Annotated in this window: 17 protein-coding genes and 1 pseudogene; 14 read left to right on the forward strand and 4 right to left on the reverse strand. The window is 70.1% G+C overall.

What is annotated here, in order from left to right; all coding sequences use genetic code 11:
• Positions 1-45: 45 nt before the first annotated feature.
• The 4 genes from LBW94_RS02075 (at position 46) to ruvB (ending at position 2,961) form a co-directional block, all read left to right on the forward strand.
• The gene (locus LBW94_RS02075; RefSeq protein WP_225056627.1) at positions 46-558 is read left to right on the forward strand and encodes an O-acetyl-ADP-ribose deacetylase; all 513 of its coding nucleotides are present in this window, start codon (positions 46-48) and stop codon (positions 556-558) included.
• A 124-nt stretch (positions 559-682) separates the two neighbouring features.
• Positions 683-1,252 carry a crossover junction endodeoxyribonuclease RuvC gene (ruvC, locus tag LBW94_RS02080; protein ID WP_225056626.1) on the forward strand — a complete coding sequence of 190 codons (570 nt, stop codon included), beginning with the start codon at positions 683-685 and terminating at the stop codon, positions 1,250-1,252.
• Positions 1,249-1,854, forward strand: coding sequence for a Holliday junction branch migration protein RuvA (gene ruvA / locus LBW94_RS02085; protein WP_225056625.1), 606 nt, complete (start codon positions 1,249-1,251; stop codon positions 1,852-1,854). Before ruvC ends, ruvA begins: the two co-directional genes overlap by 4 nt.
• Before the next feature lie 6 nt (positions 1,855-1,860).
• A complete protein-coding gene (gene ruvB, locus LBW94_RS02090) occupies positions 1,861-2,961 on the forward strand; it encodes a Holliday junction branch migration DNA helicase RuvB (RefSeq protein ID WP_225056624.1) in 1,101 nt (366 codons plus the stop codon).
• A gap of 64 nt (positions 2,962-3,025) precedes the next feature.
• Here the strand turns inward: ruvB and LBW94_RS44170 are convergent, their stop codons facing one another.
• Positions 3,026-3,634 carry a DivIVA domain-containing protein gene (locus LBW94_RS44170; protein ID WP_323137783.1) on the reverse strand — a complete coding sequence of 203 codons (609 nt, stop codon included), beginning with the start codon at positions 3,632-3,634 and terminating at the stop codon, positions 3,026-3,028.
• 129 nt (positions 3,635-3,763) lie between these two features.
• On the opposite strand from LBW94_RS44170, the gene LBW94_RS02105 reads away from it, so the two are divergent.
• The 7 genes and pseudogenes from LBW94_RS02105 to LBW94_RS02135 all read left to right on the forward strand — a co-directional run bounded on the left by LBW94_RS02105 (position 3,764) and on the right by LBW94_RS02135 (position 11,863).
• Positions 3,764-5,275 carry a flavin-containing monooxygenase gene (locus tag LBW94_RS02105; protein WP_225056623.1) on the forward strand — a complete coding sequence of 504 codons (1,512 nt, stop codon included), beginning with the start codon at positions 3,764-3,766 and terminating at the stop codon, positions 5,273-5,275.
• Between the two features lie 153 nt (positions 5,276-5,428).
• Positions 5,429-5,905, forward strand: a complete 477-nt coding sequence (yajC, locus tag LBW94_RS44350) for a preprotein translocase subunit YajC (RefSeq protein ID WP_416276840.1) — start codon at positions 5,429-5,431, stop codon at positions 5,903-5,905.
• 94 nt (positions 5,906-5,999) lie between these two features.
• Positions 6,000-7,896: pseudogene (gene secD / locus LBW94_RS02115) on the forward strand (protein translocase subunit SecD).
• Positions 7,896-9,089 carry a protein translocase subunit SecF gene (gene secF, locus LBW94_RS02120; RefSeq protein WP_225056621.1) on the forward strand — a complete coding sequence of 398 codons (1,194 nt, stop codon included), beginning with the start codon at positions 7,896-7,898 and terminating at the stop codon, positions 9,087-9,089. The pseudogene secD and the gene secF overlap by 1 nt, the downstream one beginning before the upstream one ends.
• 42 nt (positions 9,090-9,131) lie before the next feature.
• Positions 9,132-10,802, forward strand: coding sequence for an ABC transporter substrate-binding protein (locus tag LBW94_RS02125; RefSeq protein WP_225056684.1), 1,671 nt, complete (start codon positions 9,132-9,134; stop codon positions 10,800-10,802).
• A gap of 44 nt (positions 10,803-10,846) precedes the next feature.
• On the forward strand, positions 10,847-11,404 hold the full coding sequence (locus LBW94_RS02130; RefSeq protein ID WP_225056682.1) for an adenine phosphoribosyltransferase: 558 nt from the start codon (positions 10,847-10,849) through the stop codon (positions 11,402-11,404).
• Positions 11,405-11,464: 60 nt separating this feature from the next.
• Positions 11,465-11,863, forward strand: coding sequence for a hypothetical protein (locus tag LBW94_RS02135; RefSeq protein ID WP_225056620.1), 399 nt, complete (start codon positions 11,465-11,467; stop codon positions 11,861-11,863).
• A gap of 32 nt (positions 11,864-11,895) precedes the next feature.
• On the opposite strand, the gene LBW94_RS02140 is transcribed toward LBW94_RS02135, so the two are convergent.
• Complete coding sequence (locus LBW94_RS02140; RefSeq protein WP_225056619.1) at positions 11,896-12,387, reverse strand: hypothetical protein; 492 nt, start codon at positions 12,385-12,387, stop codon at positions 11,896-11,898.
• On the opposite strand from LBW94_RS02140, the gene LBW94_RS02145 reads away from it, so the two are divergent.
• The 3 genes from LBW94_RS02145 to LBW94_RS02155 all read left to right on the forward strand — a co-directional run bounded on the left by LBW94_RS02145 (position 12,370) and on the right by LBW94_RS02155 (position 15,505).
• Positions 12,370-12,780: a hypothetical protein gene (locus tag LBW94_RS02145; RefSeq protein WP_225056617.1), complete on the forward strand. Its 411-nt coding sequence runs from the start codon at positions 12,370-12,372 to the stop codon at positions 12,778-12,780. The two genes, LBW94_RS02140 and LBW94_RS02145, sit on opposite strands and share 18 nt — an antisense overlap.
• 15 nt (positions 12,781-12,795) lie before the next feature.
• The gene (locus tag LBW94_RS02150) at positions 12,796-14,652 is read left to right on the forward strand and encodes a hypothetical protein (RefSeq protein ID WP_225056616.1); all 1,857 of its coding nucleotides are present in this window, start codon (positions 12,796-12,798) and stop codon (positions 14,650-14,652) included.
• A 403-nt stretch (positions 14,653-15,055) separates the two neighbouring features.
• Positions 15,056-15,505, forward strand: coding sequence for a nitroreductase/quinone reductase family protein (locus LBW94_RS02155; RefSeq protein ID WP_225056614.1), 450 nt, complete (start codon positions 15,056-15,058; stop codon positions 15,503-15,505).
• A gap of 4 nt (positions 15,506-15,509) precedes the next feature.
• Here the strand turns inward: LBW94_RS02155 and LBW94_RS02160 are convergent, their stop codons facing one another.
• Positions 15,510-15,842 carry a YnfA family protein gene (locus LBW94_RS02160; RefSeq protein WP_225056612.1) on the reverse strand — a complete coding sequence of 111 codons (333 nt, stop codon included), beginning with the start codon at positions 15,840-15,842 and terminating at the stop codon, positions 15,510-15,512.
• Positions 15,843-15,952: 110 nt separating this feature from the next.
• On the reverse strand, positions 15,953-16,276 hold the full coding sequence (locus LBW94_RS02165) for a hypothetical protein (protein WP_225056611.1): 324 nt from the start codon (positions 16,274-16,276) through the stop codon (positions 15,953-15,955).
• Positions 16,277-16,292 lie beyond the last annotated feature (16 nt).

A 16,292-nucleotide genomic window follows, 5' to 3' on the forward strand; every position in this document is an offset into this window, starting at 1 on the left:
GCGGGTTCGCCGCCGGGAGTCCGGCGCCGGTGCGAGAATCGCCGCATGCCGGAATTGGTGCTGGTCCGTGGGGATATCACCGAACAGCAGGTGGATGCCGTGGTGAATGCGGCGAATTCGAGTCTGCTCGGGGGCGGTGGGGTGGACGGGGCGATCCATCGCAAGGGCGGGCCCGAGATCCTGGCGGCCTGCCGGGAATTGCGGGCGGGGGAGTTCCGGGGCGGGTTGCCGACCGGGCGGGCGGTCGCCACGACGGCCGGAAAACTGCCCGCGCAGTGGGTGATCCACACCGTCGGGCCGGTGTGGTCGGCGCGCGAGGATCGTTCGGAGTTGCTGATCTCCTGCTATCGCGAATCCCTGCGGGTGGCCGACGAATTGGGGGCGCGCACGGTGGCGTTCCCGGCGATCTCGACGGGGGTGTTCGGGTGGCCGATGGCCGACGGCGCCCGGATCGCGGTGGGGACCCTGCGGTCCGCCGAAACCGCGGTCGCCGAGGTGCGTTTCGTGGTGTTCACGCCGGATGCCCACGCGGCGTTCGCGTCCGAACTGCCCGGCTGACGATGCCGGTGGGATGCGGCGCGGTCCGTGGTGAGCGCCGGACGGTCCGTGTCGGTGGCCGGGGGAACCCGCTGTCTCCGCTAGACTTCGAACAACTGTTCGCGAACTCGACAGGGGTGCTTTCGTGCGGGTGATGGGTGTCGACCCCGGGCTCACCCGGTGCGGGGTGAGCATCGTCGACGGCGCGCTGGGCCGGCAGGTGACGGCCGTGGCGGTCGATGTGGTGCGGACGCCGCCGGAAATGGCGCTGCCGCAACGGTTGTTGCTGGTCGCCGATGCCGCCGAGGAGTGGATGGACCGGCACCGGCCCGAGGCGGTCGCCATCGAGCGGGTGTTCTCCCAGCACAACGTGCGCACGGCCATGGCCACCGCCCAGGCCGGCGGCGTCATCGCGCTCGCGGCGGCCCGGCGCGACATCCCGGTCGCCTTCCACACGCCCAGCCAGGTGAAGGCCGCCGTCACCGGCAACGGCTCCGCCGACAAGGCCCAGGTGACGGCGATGGTGACGCGCATCCTAGGCTTGGCCACCGCGCCCAAGCCCGCCGATGCCGCCGACGCGCTGGCCCTGGCCATCTGTCACTGCTGGCGGGCGCCGATGCTGGACCGGATGGCGAAGGCCGAGGCCCAGGCCGCGGCGGCGCAGCGCAAGTACACGGAACGACTGGATCGGCAACGAAAGGCGGTGACCGGGTGATCGCGTCGGTACGCGGCGAGGTGCTCGAGATCGGGCTCGACCACGTGGTGCTCGAGGCCGCCGGCGTCGGCTATCGGCTCAACGCCACGCCCGCGACCCTGGCCGGGCTCACCCGCGGCGAGGAGGCGCGGCTGTACACCGCGATGATCGTGCGCGAGGACTCGATGACGCTGTTCGGCTTCGCCGACACCGAGGCCCGGGAGCTGTTCGCCCTGTTGCAGACCGTCTCCGGGGTCGGCCCCCGGCTGGCGATGGCGGTGCTGGCGGTGCTGGAGCCGGAGGCGTTGCGAAAGGCGTTGGCGGAGAGCAACATCGCGGCGCTGACCCGGGTGCCCGGTATCGGCAGGCGCGGCGCCGAGCGCATGGTGGTCGAGTTGCGCGACAAGGTGAATCTCGTTCCGGTGCAAGCGGGTCCGCCCGGCGCCGGTCCGGCGGCGATGGTCACCCCGGTGCGGGATCAGGTGGTGGAGGCGCTGATCGGGCTGGGTTTCCCGATCCGGCAGGCGGAGCCCGCGGTGGACGCGGTGCTCACCGAGGATCCGGAACTGGGCACCTCGAAGGCGCTGCGGGCGGCCCTGGGCCTGCTCGGCAAGAACCGGTAACCGGCCGTGAACGATCCTGCCGAGGCCTACGACGACGAGGCCGAATCCGCCGTCACCGCAAGCTATATCGACTCCGACGGTGAGATCGAGGCGGGCCTGCGCCCGAAGTCGCTGGACGACTTCATCGGCCAGCCGCGGGTCCGCGAACAGCTCACACTGGTGCTGCGCGGCGCGAAAAAGCGCGGCGGCACCCCGGACCACGTGCTGCTGTCCGGTCCGCCGGGCCTGGGCAAGACCAGTATGGCGATGATCATCGCCGCGGAACTGGGCTCCGCGCTGCGGATCACTTCGGGTCCGGCGCTGGAACGCGCCGGTGATCTCGCAGCCATGCTGAGCAATCTGGTCGAGGGTGATGTGCTGTTCATCGACGAGATCCATCGCATGGCCCGCCCGGCCGAGGAGATGCTCTATCTGGCGATGGAGGATTTCCGCGTCGACGTGGTGGTGGGCAAGGGGCCCGGCGCCACCTCGATCCCGCTGGAGATCGCGCCGTTCACCCTGGTCGGCGCCACCACCCGCTCCGGTGCGCTGACCGGTCCGTTGCGCGACCGGTTCGGCTTCACCGGGCATATGGACTTCTACGATCCGGGCGAACTGCGGCAGATTCTGCTGCGCTCGGCCCGCATCCTCGACATCCGCATCGAGACCGACGCCGCCGCGGAGATCGCGGGCCGCTCCCGGGGCACGCCACGCATCGCGAACCGGCTGCTGCGCCGGGTCCGCGACTACGCGGAGGTCCGGGCCGACGGCCTGGTCACCCGGGAGATCGCCGGCGCCGCGCTGGCCGTCTACGACGTGGACGGCCTCGGCCTGGACCGGCTGGACCGCGCGGTGCTCGCCGCGCTGGTCCGCAGCTTCGGCGGCGGACCGGTCGGCGTGTCCACCCTCGCCGTCGCGGTGGGGGAGGAGGCGGCCACCGTCGAGGAGGTGTGCGAGCCGTTCCTGGTGCGCGCCGGCATGGTCGCCCGCACCCCGCGCGGCCGGGTCGCCACCGCGGCCGCGTGGGAGCATCTGGGCCTGGTCCCGCCGCCGGACCTGGTGTTCGGCTCCATCGAGGTCCGCAGCCGCGAACCCCACCCCACCCTGGACCTGTTCGACGGACCGTGACCGCGGCCCGCGGGGATCGGTGATCCGGCGGACGATGATCGGGTGGACCGGTGATCCGGCGGGCTCAGACCGCGGGTGACCCGCCGGGCAGAGGTCGCACGAACGGCTCACCGCCGGGTAACGGGCGCAGCGCCTCACCGCCGGGCAGCGCCCGCACCACGACCTCCAGGAAGGCGTCCACCTCGTCGATCCGGTAGGCGGCCGTCCCCGCGTGGGCCAGGCCGAAATTCACGGTGAGTACGTCGGTGCCGGTCAGCCCGTTCGGGCCGATGTGGGCCAGGGTGGCGGCGACCCGGTCCAGGAACAGGTCGACCTCGTCGGCGGCGTAGCCGGCGTGGCCGAACGGCGGGCCGGAGAACTGGGTGCGCTGCACATCCGCCGGGGTCAGCACCGTGCGGTCGCCCGGCGGCCGCAACGCGCCGCGCCGCGCGAACTCCAGCTCCAGGCAGGCCTGATCGAGGAATTCGTCGACCTCGTCGCGGTCGTAGCCGCGATGGCCCAGCGGCGCGGTCCGGAATTCGACGCCGCGAATCGTGGCGGCGGACAGGGCGGCGTGGCCGCCGAGGGCCTGTGCCACCAGTTCCAGGAACGCATCCACCTCGGCGGCGTCGTAGCCGCGATGCCCGATCGGCGCCCGGCCGAACCGCATCCGTCGCACTTCGTGGGGAGTCACGCGCCCATTGTCGCAACCCGTCCGGCAGGATGCGGCCGGGTCGGCCGGTTTCCGTCCATTGCCGGGCATCCCGGCGCAGAATAATGTGTCATCCTGTAACGGATACTTCGAGTAGCGGGGAGGTTCACTGTGGCGCCTCAGTACGACGCGATCGTGGTCGGGGCCGGATTCGGCGGGATGGGCGCCGGAATCCAGCTCGACCGGCTCGGCCTGCGCGAGTTCGTCATCCTGGAACGGGAGGACGATCTCGGCGGCACCTGGCACGTCAATCGGTATCCGGGGCTGGCGGTGGACATCGCCTCGGTCACCTATTCGTATTCGTTCGAGCCCAATCCGAACTGGTCGCGGCTGTTCGCGCCGGGCACGGAACTGAAGCAATACGCCGCGCACGTCGCGGACAAGTACGATCTGCGCCGCCGGATGCGGTTCGGGCGCAGCGTCTCCGGCGCGCGCTGGGACGACGAGCACGAGCAGTGGGTGGTCACCGTCGATGATCGCGCGGCCGGATCCGGCGAGACGCTGACCGCCCGGTATCTGCTCGCCGCCACCGGATTCCTGTCCCAGCCCTACACCCCGCCGTTTCCCGGGATCGACGCCTTCCGCGGCCGGATCCTGCATACCACGGCCTGGGACGACGACTACGACCTGCGCGATCGCCGCGTCGCGATCATCGGCACCGGCGCCACGGCGGTCCAGCTGGTGCCGAAGGTGGCCGAGCGGGCAGCGGCGCTCACGGTCTTCCAGCGCACCCCGATCTGGGTGGTGCCGAAGGTCGACACGGCCATCCCGAAGGCCGTGCGACGGGTGTTCGCCCGGGTGCCGGTCACCCAGAAGGCGGCCCGGCTGCTCAACACGAGCGCGCTGGAACTGCTGATGGTGACCGGGGTGCTGCACTTCAAGCAGGCCCGGCTGGGCAATCGCGCCGCCGCGCTGCTGGCCAAGGCGCATCTGCGCGCCCAGGTCCGCGATCCGGAGACCCGGCGCAAACTCACCCCGCACTACGACTTCGGCTGCAAGCGGCCCACCTTCTCCAACACCTACTTCCGTACCTTCAACGATCCGCACGTGCGGCTGGAGACCGGCTCGATCGATCACCTCGACGCGGGCGGCATCGTCACCGCCGACGGGCACCGGACCGAGATCGACACGCTCGTGCTGGCCACCGGATTCAATCTGTGGGACGTCAACTTCCCGGCCTTCGAGATCATCGGCCGGGACGGGCTGAACCTCGGAAAGTTCTGGCGCGACCACCGATTCCAGGCATACGAGGGCATCACCGTGCCGAGCTTCCCGAATTTCCTGTCGCTGAACAGCCCCTATTCGTACAGCGGCCTGTCGTATTTCACGACCATCGAGGCGCAGATGAAGCACATGGCCCGGCTGTTCGGGGAGCTGTCCCGGCGCGGCGAGCAGGTCTTCGAGGTGACCGAGGCGGCCAACACCCGCTTCCTCGACTATGTGACCGCCAAGCTGGACTCCTCGGTGTTCTACGCCGGTGACTGCCGCGGCGCGCGCAGCTACTACTTCAACCAGCACGGCGAGGCGGCGCTGCTGCGGCCGAACAGCACCGTCACCACCCACCGCGAGGCGGTGAGCTTCCCGCTCGACGATTACGCGTACGGCCGGGACGCTCTCCGATAGCCGGAAAACCGGCCGCCCGGTGAGCAGGGAGTACCCGCAATGCCGACAAATCCGCGAACTGTAGGCGTGCGAATGTGGCAGGACCAGCGCTAGCTGGCAGACTGTTGGGGTACGCACCCAGACCACCCCACAGACTAGGGACCGACGACGACGATGGAACTGCTGTTTCCGCTGCTACTGGTAGCCCTGCTTGTGCCGATGTTCCTCGGCGTCCGCCGCCAGAAGCGCGAAGCGGAAAAGGTCAACACCATGCAGTCGGGCCTGAAGGTCGGCGACCGCGTCACCACCACGTCGGGGCTGTTCGGCACTGTGATCGACGCCGACGACACGACCGTCGACCTCGAGATCGCCGAGGATGTCGTCACCACGTGGCTGCGCGCCTCGATCCGTGACATCCGCACCGAGGACACCGACGCGGCCGCCGAGCCGATCGATGCCGACGAGGCTGCGGCCGTGGACGACGCCGTGGCGACCCCGGAACTCGACTCGGCCGACGGCACCGCGGCCGCCGAGGGCACTGCCGCGCCGCACACCAACGGCACCACCTCGGCCAATGGCACCGGCGATACCGCCCACGGCGCCGAGGCGGGCGACGCGGCCGCGGACCCGAACCGGCTGACCAAGGACTGATCCGCGACAGCGCCGACGCACCCCTCCCGAGTGGTGCGACGGCGCTGTAGCGTGTCCGCACGTTCCACCGACGACCCGCCTAGGAGAAACGACTGTGCCACCTTCCAAGGGAACGGGGCATCCGCTGCGAATCATCGGCGTCTACGCGGCGCTCGTGGCGTTGATCTACGCGCTGATCTTCTTCACTGCGGACAAATCTCCGCAGGCCAAGCTCGGCATCGACCTGCAGGGTGGCACGCGTGTCACCCTCACCGCCCGCACCCCGGACGGTGGTAAGCCGAGTCAGGACAGCCTGAAGAAGGCCCAGCAGATCATCGAATCCCGGGTCAACGGCCTCGGCGTGTCGGGGTCGGAGGTTCGGATCGACGGCGACAACGTCGTGATCACGGTGCCCGGCGCGGACGGCCAGCAGGCCAAGTCGCTGGCCACCACCGCGAAGCTCTACGTCCGCCCGGTGTTGCAGTCCGGCCAGGCGCAACGCAGCGGTGGCGTCGCGCCGCAGCAGCAGGTGCCGCCGCAGACCGCCCCGCAGCCCGCGCCCGGCGCCGATGCCCCCCCGCCCGGCGAGCAGCCCGTCCCGGCCCCGCCGGCCGAGCCGGCCCCGGCCGCCGCGCCCGCTCCGGCCCCGGCCCCGCCGCGGCCCCGCCGGTCGCGGGACCGGCGGCCGATTCGCGCCCGCCGAGGTGGTCCCGGGCGACGATTCCGCCCCCGCGGCACAGAACCGGGTGTTCCCGGCCCAGGCGCCGAATCCGGAGCCGGCTCCCGAGGAGCCCCCGGCCCCGCCCGCCCCGGCGGCCAGCACCGCGCCCGCGCCCACCGCGGCGCCCGCGACCCCGACCCCGACGCCGGCGCCGGTCGGCGGCCTGACCCCGCAGCAGCAGGCGCAGAAGGAGATCGCCGACGCGAAGGCGTTGCGGCAGAGCACCGATCCGCAGATCCAGGCGCTGGCGTTGCAGTCGCTGGACTGCTCGAAGCCGGATCCGCTGGCGGGCAACGACGATCCGAACCTGCCCCTGGTGGCCTGCTCCACCGACGGCACGGGTGTGTACCTGCTCGACAAGAGCAAGCTCGACGGCCAGGAGATCGACGGAGCCACCGCGAGCCTGAACCAGCAGTCGTCGCAATGGGTGGTCGACGTGACCTTCAAGTCCGGCGGCGCCAAGACCTGGGGTCAGCTGACCTCGGACTACTACCAGAAGCAGCTGGCGTTCACGCTGGACTCGCAGGTGGTCAGCGCCCCGCAGGTGCAGGCGGCCGGTCAGGTCGGCGGCAACACCGAGATCTCGGGCAAGTTCACCCAGAGTCAGGCCAAGGAACTGGCCAACTCGCTGAAGTACGGTTCGCTGCCGCTGTCGTTCGCCACGTCCGAGGCGGAGACGGTGTCGGCGACGCTGGGCCTGTCCTCGCTGCACGCGGGTCTGCTCGCCGGTGGCATCGGCCTGATCGCCGTGCTGCTGTACTGCCTGGCCTACTACCGCATGCTCGGCTTCCTGGCCGGATTCTCGCTGGTCGCTTCGGGTTTCGCGGTGTACGGCATCATCGTGCTGCTGGGCCGGTGGATCCACTTCACCCTGGACCTGGCCGGTATCGCCGGTCTGATCATCGGTATCGGTATGACCGCCGACTCGTTCGTGGTGTTCTTCGAACGGATCAAGGACGAGATGCGCGAGGGCCGCAGCTTCCGCTCGGCGGTGCCGCGCGGCTGGGCCCGGGCGCAGCGCACCAACCTCTCCGGTAAGACGGTCAGCCTGATCGCCTCCGTGGTCCTGTACGTCCTGGCCGCCGGGCAGGTGAAGGGCTTCGCCTTCACTCTCGGCCTGACCACCGTCCTCGACGTGATCGTGCTCTATCTGGTCACCGCGCCGCTGATGATGATGGCCTCGCGATCGCCGTTCTTCGCGAAGCCCTCGGTCAACGGTCTCGGCGCTGTGCAGCAGATCGCCCGTGAACGCAAGGCCGGCGCCCGCGTGCTGGCGGGGAAGGAAGCGTAATGAGCAATCCCACTCCGGTTCTCGACGCCGAGGTCGACGAGCCGATCGAGACGGCGGAGCGGCACGGGTTCTTCGAGCGGCTCTACACCGGCACCGGCGGCTTCCGGATCGTCAGCCGCCGCCGGTTCTACTACGGGCTGGCCGCGCTGCTGCTGGTGATCTCGATCGCGAGCATCAGCGTGCGCTGGTTCACCCTGGGTATCGACTTCGTGGGTGGCACCCGGATCCAGCTGCCGACCAACGGCACCGTCACCACCTCGCAGGTGGAGAACGTCTACGCGGACGCGCTCGGGCACAAGCCGGTGTCGACGCAGCGGGTCGGCGCCGGATCGGCCGCGGCGATCGAGATCCGCTCCGACACGCTGAAGAGCGACGAAGCGGACAAGGTACAGAACGCGTTGTTCGACGCCTTCCATCCGAAGGACACCAACGGCCAGGCCAGCCGCAACACGATCAGCGTCGCGGAGATCAGCTCCACCTGGGGTGGGCAGGTCACCCGGAAGGCGCTCATCGCGCTGGTGGTGTTCGTGCTGCTGACGATGGTGTACATCTCGATCCGGTTCGAGCGCGACATGGCCTTCGCCTCGATCGCCTCGCTGTTCTTCAACATGATCGTGATCGCCGGGGTCTATTCGCTGGTCGGTTTCGAGGTCACCCCGGCGGCGGTGATCGGCCTGCTGACCATCCTCGGCTATGTCCTGTACGACAACGTGGTGGTCTTCGACAAGGTCGAGGAGAACACCCGCGGGGTGTTGCACCTGACCCGGCGGACCTACGGTGAGCAGGCCAATCTGGCGGCGAACCAGACGCTGATGCGCTCGATCAACACCACGATCATCGGCGTGCTGCCGATCGTCGCGATGCTGGTGATCGCGGTGTGGCTGCTCGGTGTGGGCACGCTGAAGGATCTGGCGCTGGTACAGCTGGTCGGCATGGTCGTCGGCGCCTATTCGTCGATCTTCTTCGCGGTGCCGCTGCTGGTGTCGCTCAAGGAGCGGTTCGGGCCGGTGGCCGCGCACACCAAGCGGGTGCTCTCCAAGCGGGCCGCCGTGGGCAATGCGCGGATCGGCGCGCTGGCGGCCGAACGGGCGGCGGCGGCCAGTGCCGCCCGCGCGATCGAGGCGCAGGAGGTCGGGGCCGGCCCGAGACCGGGTGCCAGGCCCAGCGGGAAGCGGACCAAGAGAAGGAACTGAGCCGTGAGCTGGGGGCGGCGGGCCCGCCGCACGAGTCGCCGGATGTGGGCGGTACTGGCGGCAGGCGCGCTCGCCGCCGGGCTGCTCGCGGGATGTTCGAGCAAGAATCAGGTGCCGTCCATCGGGTATGCGGTGGACGCCCTGCCCGCCAGTTACAACGGCGGCAGCACCCTGGGCGCCAACGGTGGTGCGGCGGCGCTGTTTCCGCGGGTGCTGACCGGGTTCTTCTACACCGGGCCGGACGGGCAGCCGGTCGCCGACACCGATTACGGCACGGCCAAACAGGTGCCGGGCGATTCGCAGACCATCCAGTACCGGCTGAATCCGGACGGCGTCTATTCCGACGGCGTGCCGACCAGCTGTGACGACATGGTGCTGGAGTGGGCGGCGCGCAGCGGCCGGTTCACCCGGCCCGGCGGCGCCCCGATGTTCGACGCGGCCAGCACCGCGGGCTATTCCGACATCGAGCGGGTGGACTGCCAGCCCGGCGCCAAGAGCGCGACGGTCACCTTCCGCGCCGAGCGGCACTTCCTGGCCTGGCAGACGCTGTTCACCGCCGCCGATCTGATGCCCGCGCACGTGGTCGCCCAGGTGGCCGGGGTGCCGGATGTGGTGAAGCCGGTGCAGAGCGGTGATCAGGCGACGCTCGAGAAGCTGGCCCAGTTCTGGAACAACGGCTGGATGCTGAACCAGGGCACGACCGATCCCAAGGTGTTCCCGTCCTCGGGCCCGTATCGGATCGAATCCGTCAGCGCCACCGACGGAATCGTGCTGGTCAAGAACGACCGCTGGTGGGGTAACGCGGCGCGTACGCCTCGAATCGTGTTGCTGCCCAAAAACATCGATCTGCGGAAGAAGGTGGCCGACAAGGCGGTGGCCGTGGTCGACGTCGGCGCCGGTTCGGTGAAAGATCTGAGCCTGAGCGGATTCTCGGTGCAGCAGGTGCCCAGTCGCGGCGCCGAACAGCTGGTGTTGTCCACCGGCGGGGTGTTCGGCAGCGCCGATGCCCGGCGCGCGTTCGCGTCGTGCCTGCCGCGGCAGTCGTTGTACGACAAGCTGGGTCACCCCGGCTTCGACGTGAAATCGGGCCTCGGCGCCGGACCGCTCAATTCCCGTATCGTGCAGGCGGATTCGCTGTACTACCCGGTGGTGTCCGGTGGTGCGGACAAATACCGCACCGGTGACGCGGCCGCGGGTCAGGCCCGCGCGCTCGGCGCCGATCCGACCGTGCGCATCGGCTACCTCGCCCCCGACGACCGGCGCGCGCAGACCGTGTCGATGATCGCCGATGCCTGCAAGGCCGCCGGGATCACCGTGGTGGACGCGGGCGCCCCGGACTTCTCACCGACCGAACTCGGCGACAAGGTGGATGCGGCGCTCGGCGGCACCGCGGGGGCTCCGGGCCCCTCGGGAACGCTGACCGGGGTGGGTGCCACGGTGTCGCTGCACAGCGGTCAGGGCCTGAATTTCGGCCACTACAGTAACGGCCGGTACGATTCGCTCACCGATCAGCTTGCGGCGGATGACTTTTCGGCGGACGTTCTCAGCGCGAACACCGAAGCCGAGAATCTGCTGTGGACCGATATGCCGTCGGTACCATTGTTCGCCACGCCGCGCACCGTCGCCTTCGGTGACGGACTGGTGAACGGGATCGTGAGCCCCACCAAGGCCGGTGCGGGCTGGAACATGGACCGCTGGGTGTTGCAGCGGTGAGCACTTGGGATGAGGAGTGGGTGCGGATGAGCAACAAGCACACGATGACGGAAACGGCGGAGTCCGCCGGGGAGCGGTCGGCGCGGGCGGCCGGCGCGGTGGAGCGGCTGACCCGCTGGCACGACGACTTCCCCACCGCCGGCGTGCGTTTCGCGGATCTGACGCCGGTGTTCGCCGATGCGATCGGTTTCCATGCGGTGATCGACTATCTGGGCGATCTCGCCGGTGACGCCGATCTGGTGGCCGGTGTCGATGCCCGCGGCTTCCTGCTCGGGGCCGGCGTGGCGGCCGTGCGTGGTACCGGCGTCGTGGCGGTCCGCAAGGCGGGCAAACTGCCGCCCCCGGTGCTCTCCCGGGAATACACCCTGGAATACGGTTCGGCGGCGCTGGAGATCCCCGCGGACGGAATCGATCTCGCCGGGCGCCGCGTGCTGCTGCTGGACGATGTGCTGGCGACCGGTGGCACCCTGGCCGCGGCGGCGGAGCTGTTCGCCGCGGCGGGCGCGCAGGTGGTGGCCGCGGCGGTGGTGCTGGAACTGAGCTTCCTGGGTGGCCGTGAGCGACAGGGTGATTATCCCGTGACCTCGATCGTCCGTCGTTAGCCCGGGAAAGGAGTACTACGGCTTGTCGTGGTGGATGATCCTCAGTAAGCTCGGATCGTCATGAACCGGATCACCGTAGGACTCGGGTGTGCGGTCGGCGCGGTCTTCGTGGTAGGCGCCGCCACCGCTTCGGCGACGCCATCGGCCGCCATGCACGGTGGCGGCACCGTCACCGCCCACGTGACCGGCGAACGGGCCGGTCACGTATGCCGGATCGCGGGGGCCGGTATCGATATGCCGTGGCAGTCGGTCGGTTCCGGCGGCACGGTCGATCTGGACACCGGCCCCGTGAGTGGGGGCCGCCATGAGGCCCGGGTGGTCTGCGAGGATCCGAACGCCGGTGACGCGTCGGTGCGCACGGTCGGCCGGGAGGACGATGTGTTCACCGGTCATTGGGCGCCGGCTTTCGAATTCCTCCACCACCACAGGCTGGAGTTCCTCACTCCGCGCGAACACTGAGTCGGGCTCGCACCGAGTCGGTCGGAGCCGGACTAGATCCGCGCCACCACTCGTGCGATGAATCCGGTGACGATCAGCCAGAAGATCGCTGCCAGACCGTAATTGAGGATGATGTTGAGGTCGGCGTTGTCCAGGCTGAACAACCCCGGGAAGAACAGTGCCAGCGGTTCGGCCAGCGATTTGATGAATCGGAAGAATCCATTGCCCTGGTTGGCGTGCAACAGCAGCATCAGGATGTAGACGGCTTCGATCAGAGCGAAGATGCCACCGACGGCGCTGACGATGCCCGCAGCGGTGACCGACCCACGATAACGGTAAGTGTAGCGTTGACTCATATCCCTGGCTTGCCCGCGCTCGAGCGCCTGAAACAAGCCAATTTCATTGTGTCGGCTAACTTTCGCCGCGTGTGAGCGCCCGGTCGCCACCGCTCCCGGCGCGATTCCCAGTACCGAGAATGCCGGATAGTAGGGATTGCTCCGAACCGCTTCGAGGGAAGGATTGACCGCATGAGCGATCTCTTTCATGCCGATACGGATGCCGCGCACGAAGCCGCCCTGGCCTTCGACCAGGGTGTGCAGAATGCCTGGAGTGTCTTCCAGAACGCCGTGGGGGAGTTGCGGAACACGGTGGCACCCGGTGCGGGTCCGAGCCCGATCGACGACGCGGTGCTGGGCCAGCTGTCCTCGGTGCTGCCCGCCCTCGACGGCGCGGCCGCCGCGCCGCCCTCGGACTACGGCTCCGGATACGCCGACGCGGTCCGTGGCGTGGGCGACCGGATGGCGGAGATGGACGAGCAGGGCGGCCGGGCCGTCGCGAACGCACCCGCCGCGCCGCCGCGCCGCCAGTCCGCATACGAGACCCCCGAGGGGGCCCAGGAGATGTGGGATCGCACCATCTTCTCCGGTGCCGTCGTCTGACGAGAGCCCTCAGCCGTGCCGGAACCTGGACAGGGCCCGTACTGGCCGCTGATCGTCGGAGACAACTGGCCACAGCGGCAATGGGAGCATCTGGCGTCGTCGGTGCGCAGTGCGGCCGACTCCTTCGACCACGGGCCCGCCGAGCAGGCCTGCCACCGCTTCGATGACGCCGTGGTGTCCAGCCGCGCGTTGGAGTCGATCCGGACGGCGATGGACACCCGCACCGCCGACCTCCGTGACCTCGGCGGCGCCCTCTACGCGCTGAACGCGATGCTCGACGACTTCGTCGCCATCACCGCCCGCGCCCAGCACAAGATCCTGGATCTGTACGAGGAGGCGGTGCACCGCATCGACGCGGTCACCACGCGCGGCCGCTCGCCCGCGTCCGGCCGCGAATCCGGCGACGAGCGGGCGGACGTGGACGCCATCGTCGACGAGATCCGCGAACAGGTCCGCCGGGTGGCGCTCGGCTCGGCCTCGGCGGTGGCCGATGCGGCGCGCCCGCACGCCGCCCAGTTCGACAATCTGTTGCGGCGCTGGAGTTCCCACAGCACCGCGCCCGGTGCGAACGGCGCCGGGGCGAGCGCGGCCGGGCACGGCGGAGCCGCCGGGCAGGATGGTGCCGGGGCGCCGGGCATTGCTGCCGGGCAGGATGGCGCTGGGGTGCCGGATCATGCCGGTGGGCAAGCCGATGTCGCGGTCCCGGGTGGTGCTGCCGGGCAGGATGGCGCTGGGATGCCGAATGTCGCTGCCGCACCGGATGGTTCCGGGGCGCCGGGTGATGGTGCCGCGCTCGGTGATTCGACCGCCGCCGGTCCCGGCGCAGTGCCCGGATCCGGCGCCGGTGCCGAGACATTCGGTGCCACAACGGCTCCTGCCGAGGTTGCCGCGCCCGGTGATGCCGTGACTCCCGTGGAGTCCACACTGCCGAGTGCCGGCGATCTCGCGGCTGCCGGCACGGCCGCCGGACCGGGCGCAACGGCATCCGGTGGCAGTGCCGGGATGGCCGGGATGTCGGGTCTGGAGAGCATGGCCACCAGCGCTCTCGCCGGTCTCGGCGCGGCCGGGGGCGGTATGGCCACGACTCGCCGCGAACGTGTGCCCGGCGGGCTCGCCGGTGGGGGTGTGACGCCGGGTGTCACGGGATTCGACGGCATCGTGGGTTTCGACGCCATCGAGCCGCTCGACGGTCCCGATCTCGTGGGTGGAGCGGCCGTGGCACCCGAAGCCATTGGCGCACAGGTCTTCACGCCGATCAACAATGCGGCGAAACCCTCCCCGGACGCGGAGCCGAAACCGGCGAAGCGCGGTGACGACCCGGCGGCCGGGCGTGGCGGTGACCGAGGTTCCGGCAGCGGCCCGGACGGCCGGGGGATCACCACCGGGGACCGATCCGAGGCGCGCCGGCGCACCGCCGAGCGGACTCCGGCCGCCGATCGGCCCGATGTCGATACCGGGGGTCGTCGTACCGGCAGTCCCCACACCGGCGACCGGACGGCGGCCCGGAAGGGCGGCGGGCGGGTATCCGCCGACGAGCGACCCGGATCCGGCTCCTCGCGCGAGGCCGCGCAACAGTCGGCCGCTGACGAAACGCCGCAGACCACCGCCGATCGTACGAAGTCGCGCGCCGGGACCACGGCCGATCACGACAGCGCCGAGAGCCCGGTGACGCCGTGGACCAGGCCCATCACCGTGGAACCGCGCGTCGGCACGGGCCGCAGGCGCGCGATGCCGGAACAGTGGGCACCCACCCCGACTCGCCCCCACACCACCGCCCCCCGCACCGCGCCGCCACGTCCCAGCGCGGAGCGACCCGACCGGGACCTGTCCTCGGTCGGCGCCGAATCGGACCGCAAGGTTCCGCCGCCGTGAGCTGTATTCCTGGCCTTCTGTATTTTTGGCCTCCGCTTTGCTGCGGCGGGTTCTCGGCCCCTTAGTCTCGATTCTTCCCTCCTCCGCTCCTCCGCTTCGCTCCCCCGCTCCGTCAGTCCAGAATCGAGACGGGCCGAGAACACTCGGGATATGCCTGCTCGGGGGTGACCGGGGGCGGTGTGGTGCGGCGAAATGCCTTGTGCTGAAGGATGATCGGGGGCTTCTCGGCGCTGCGGAGCTGCTGTGGGGTGGACTTTGCGCCGGGTGGGGTGATCTGCTCCGGGCGGAATCGGCGGTCGGTGAACGGGGCGGAAATGTGAGCACTGCTCTTGACTCGAGGGCGGCGGGGGGCGCAGACTGGGTCATGAACAGAGAGCGATGCTCTCGAAAGTGAGGAGTAGTCATGAACGCGGCGGACACCCGTTACCTGAGCCCCACCGGCTTCGATCCGATCTTCAACAAGCTCGCCAACTGGCTGCCGCGCCTCGGGATCAGCGTCGCGGGCTCGCGACTGCTGGCGGTGCGGGGTCGCAAGTCCGGCGAATGGCGGACCACCATGGTCAACCTGCTCGTCGATGCCGACGGGGGGCGCTACCTGGTGGCGCCGCGCGGCCACACCCAGTGGGTGCGCAACCTGCGGGTCGCCGGGTCCGGTGAGCTGCGGCTGGGCCGGCGCACCGAGGCGTTCACCGCCGTCGAGGTGGCCGACGCGGACAAGATTCCGGTGCTGCGGCTCTACCTCCAGAAGTGGGGCTGGGAGGTGGGCCGCTTCTTCGAGGGCGTCACCAAGGACGCCTCCGACGCGGAGCTGACCGCGATCGCCCCCGGCTTCCCGGTGTTCCGGATCGAGTGAGCGGTCAGCGGCGCGGGGCGTACATGATCACCGCGACGCCGACCAGGCACAGCGCCGCGCCGATCACGTCGAAGCGGTCGGGCCGGAACTTGTCCACGATCATGCCCCACGCCAGCGATCCGGCCACGAAGATGCCGCCGTACGCGGCGAGGATCCGGCCGAAGTTCGGATCGGGCTGGAAGGTGGCGACGAAGCCGTACGCCCCGAGCGCCACCACCCCGGCCGCGATCCACAGCACTCCGCGATGATCCCGCCACCCCTGCCACACCAGCCATGCGCCGCCGATCTCGGCCAGGGCCGCGAGCAGGAACAACAACAGTGAACGGACCACGGTCATGTCCGGGACGTTAGCGGATTCCCGGGTGGATGCCCGCCTGCCACAGTGTGGCGTGGCCGCTCGCGGTAACGGCTCCAGTGCGGCCCGGAGCGTCTTCCGGACCGACGATGTCAGCCGCAGCAGAACGGGTTGTCGCAGGGATCGCCGATCTCGCTGCCGTAGCCGACGAAATCCTGGATCGGCCCGACGACCCGCGCGGCGGTGACCTCGTCCAGCGACGGTGCGGAGAACGCGGCGGGCTCGCCCCAGGCCGGGGGCGCGTCGTCCACATCGAAACAGCGCTCGCCGTCGATGAACAGTGTCCAGAGCGGATGGTCGGGAAAGCTGTTGATCCGCAGCACCCACCAGTGGCCGTCGACCAGTGCCGCGGTCGGGAAGTAGGCGTGGCCGGTGCGCTGCCAGCGGGGCCGGGCGTGCAGGGCCGGATGCGACATGGTGCCAGTGTCGCGC

It is taken from the genome of Nocardia sp. alder85J (assembly GCF_020176955.2).
Lineage (GTDB): Bacteria > Actinomycetota > Actinomycetes > Mycobacteriales > Mycobacteriaceae > Nocardia.

Coding starts and splice junctions, on each gene's coding strand:
- yajC (WP_416276840.1), top strand. CDS start 5,429: ATGGAACTGCTGTTTCCGCTGCTACTGGTAGCCCTGCTTGTGCCGATG.
- LBW94_RS02165 (WP_225056611.1), bottom strand. CDS start 16,276: ATGTCGCATCCGGCCCTGCACGCCCGGCCCCGCTGGCAGCGCACCGGC.
- LBW94_RS02145 (WP_225056617.1), top strand. CDS start 12,370: ATGAGCGATCTCTTTCATGCCGATACGGATGCCGCGCACGAAGCCGCC.
- LBW94_RS02160 (WP_225056612.1), bottom strand. CDS start 15,842: ATGACCGTGGTCCGTTCACTGTTGTTGTTCCTGCTCGCGGCCCTGGCC.
- LBW94_RS02135 (WP_225056620.1), top strand. CDS start 11,465: ATGAACCGGATCACCGTAGGACTCGGGTGTGCGGTCGGCGCGGTCTTC.
- LBW94_RS02155 (WP_225056614.1), top strand. CDS start 15,056: ATGAACGCGGCGGACACCCGTTACCTGAGCCCCACCGGCTTCGATCCG.
- LBW94_RS02140 (WP_225056619.1), bottom strand. CDS start 12,387: ATGAAAGAGATCGCTCATGCGGTCAATCCTTCCCTCGAAGCGGTTCGG.
- LBW94_RS02130 (WP_225056682.1), top strand. CDS start 10,847: ATGACGGAAACGGCGGAGTCCGCCGGGGAGCGGTCGGCGCGGGCGGCC.
- LBW94_RS02075 (WP_225056627.1), top strand. CDS start 46: ATGCCGGAATTGGTGCTGGTCCGTGGGGATATCACCGAACAGCAGGTG.
- LBW94_RS02125 (WP_225056684.1), top strand. CDS start 9,132: ATGTGGGCGGTACTGGCGGCAGGCGCGCTCGCCGCCGGGCTGCTCGCG.
- secF (WP_225056621.1), top strand. CDS start 7,896: ATGAGCAATCCCACTCCGGTTCTCGACGCCGAGGTCGACGAGCCGATC.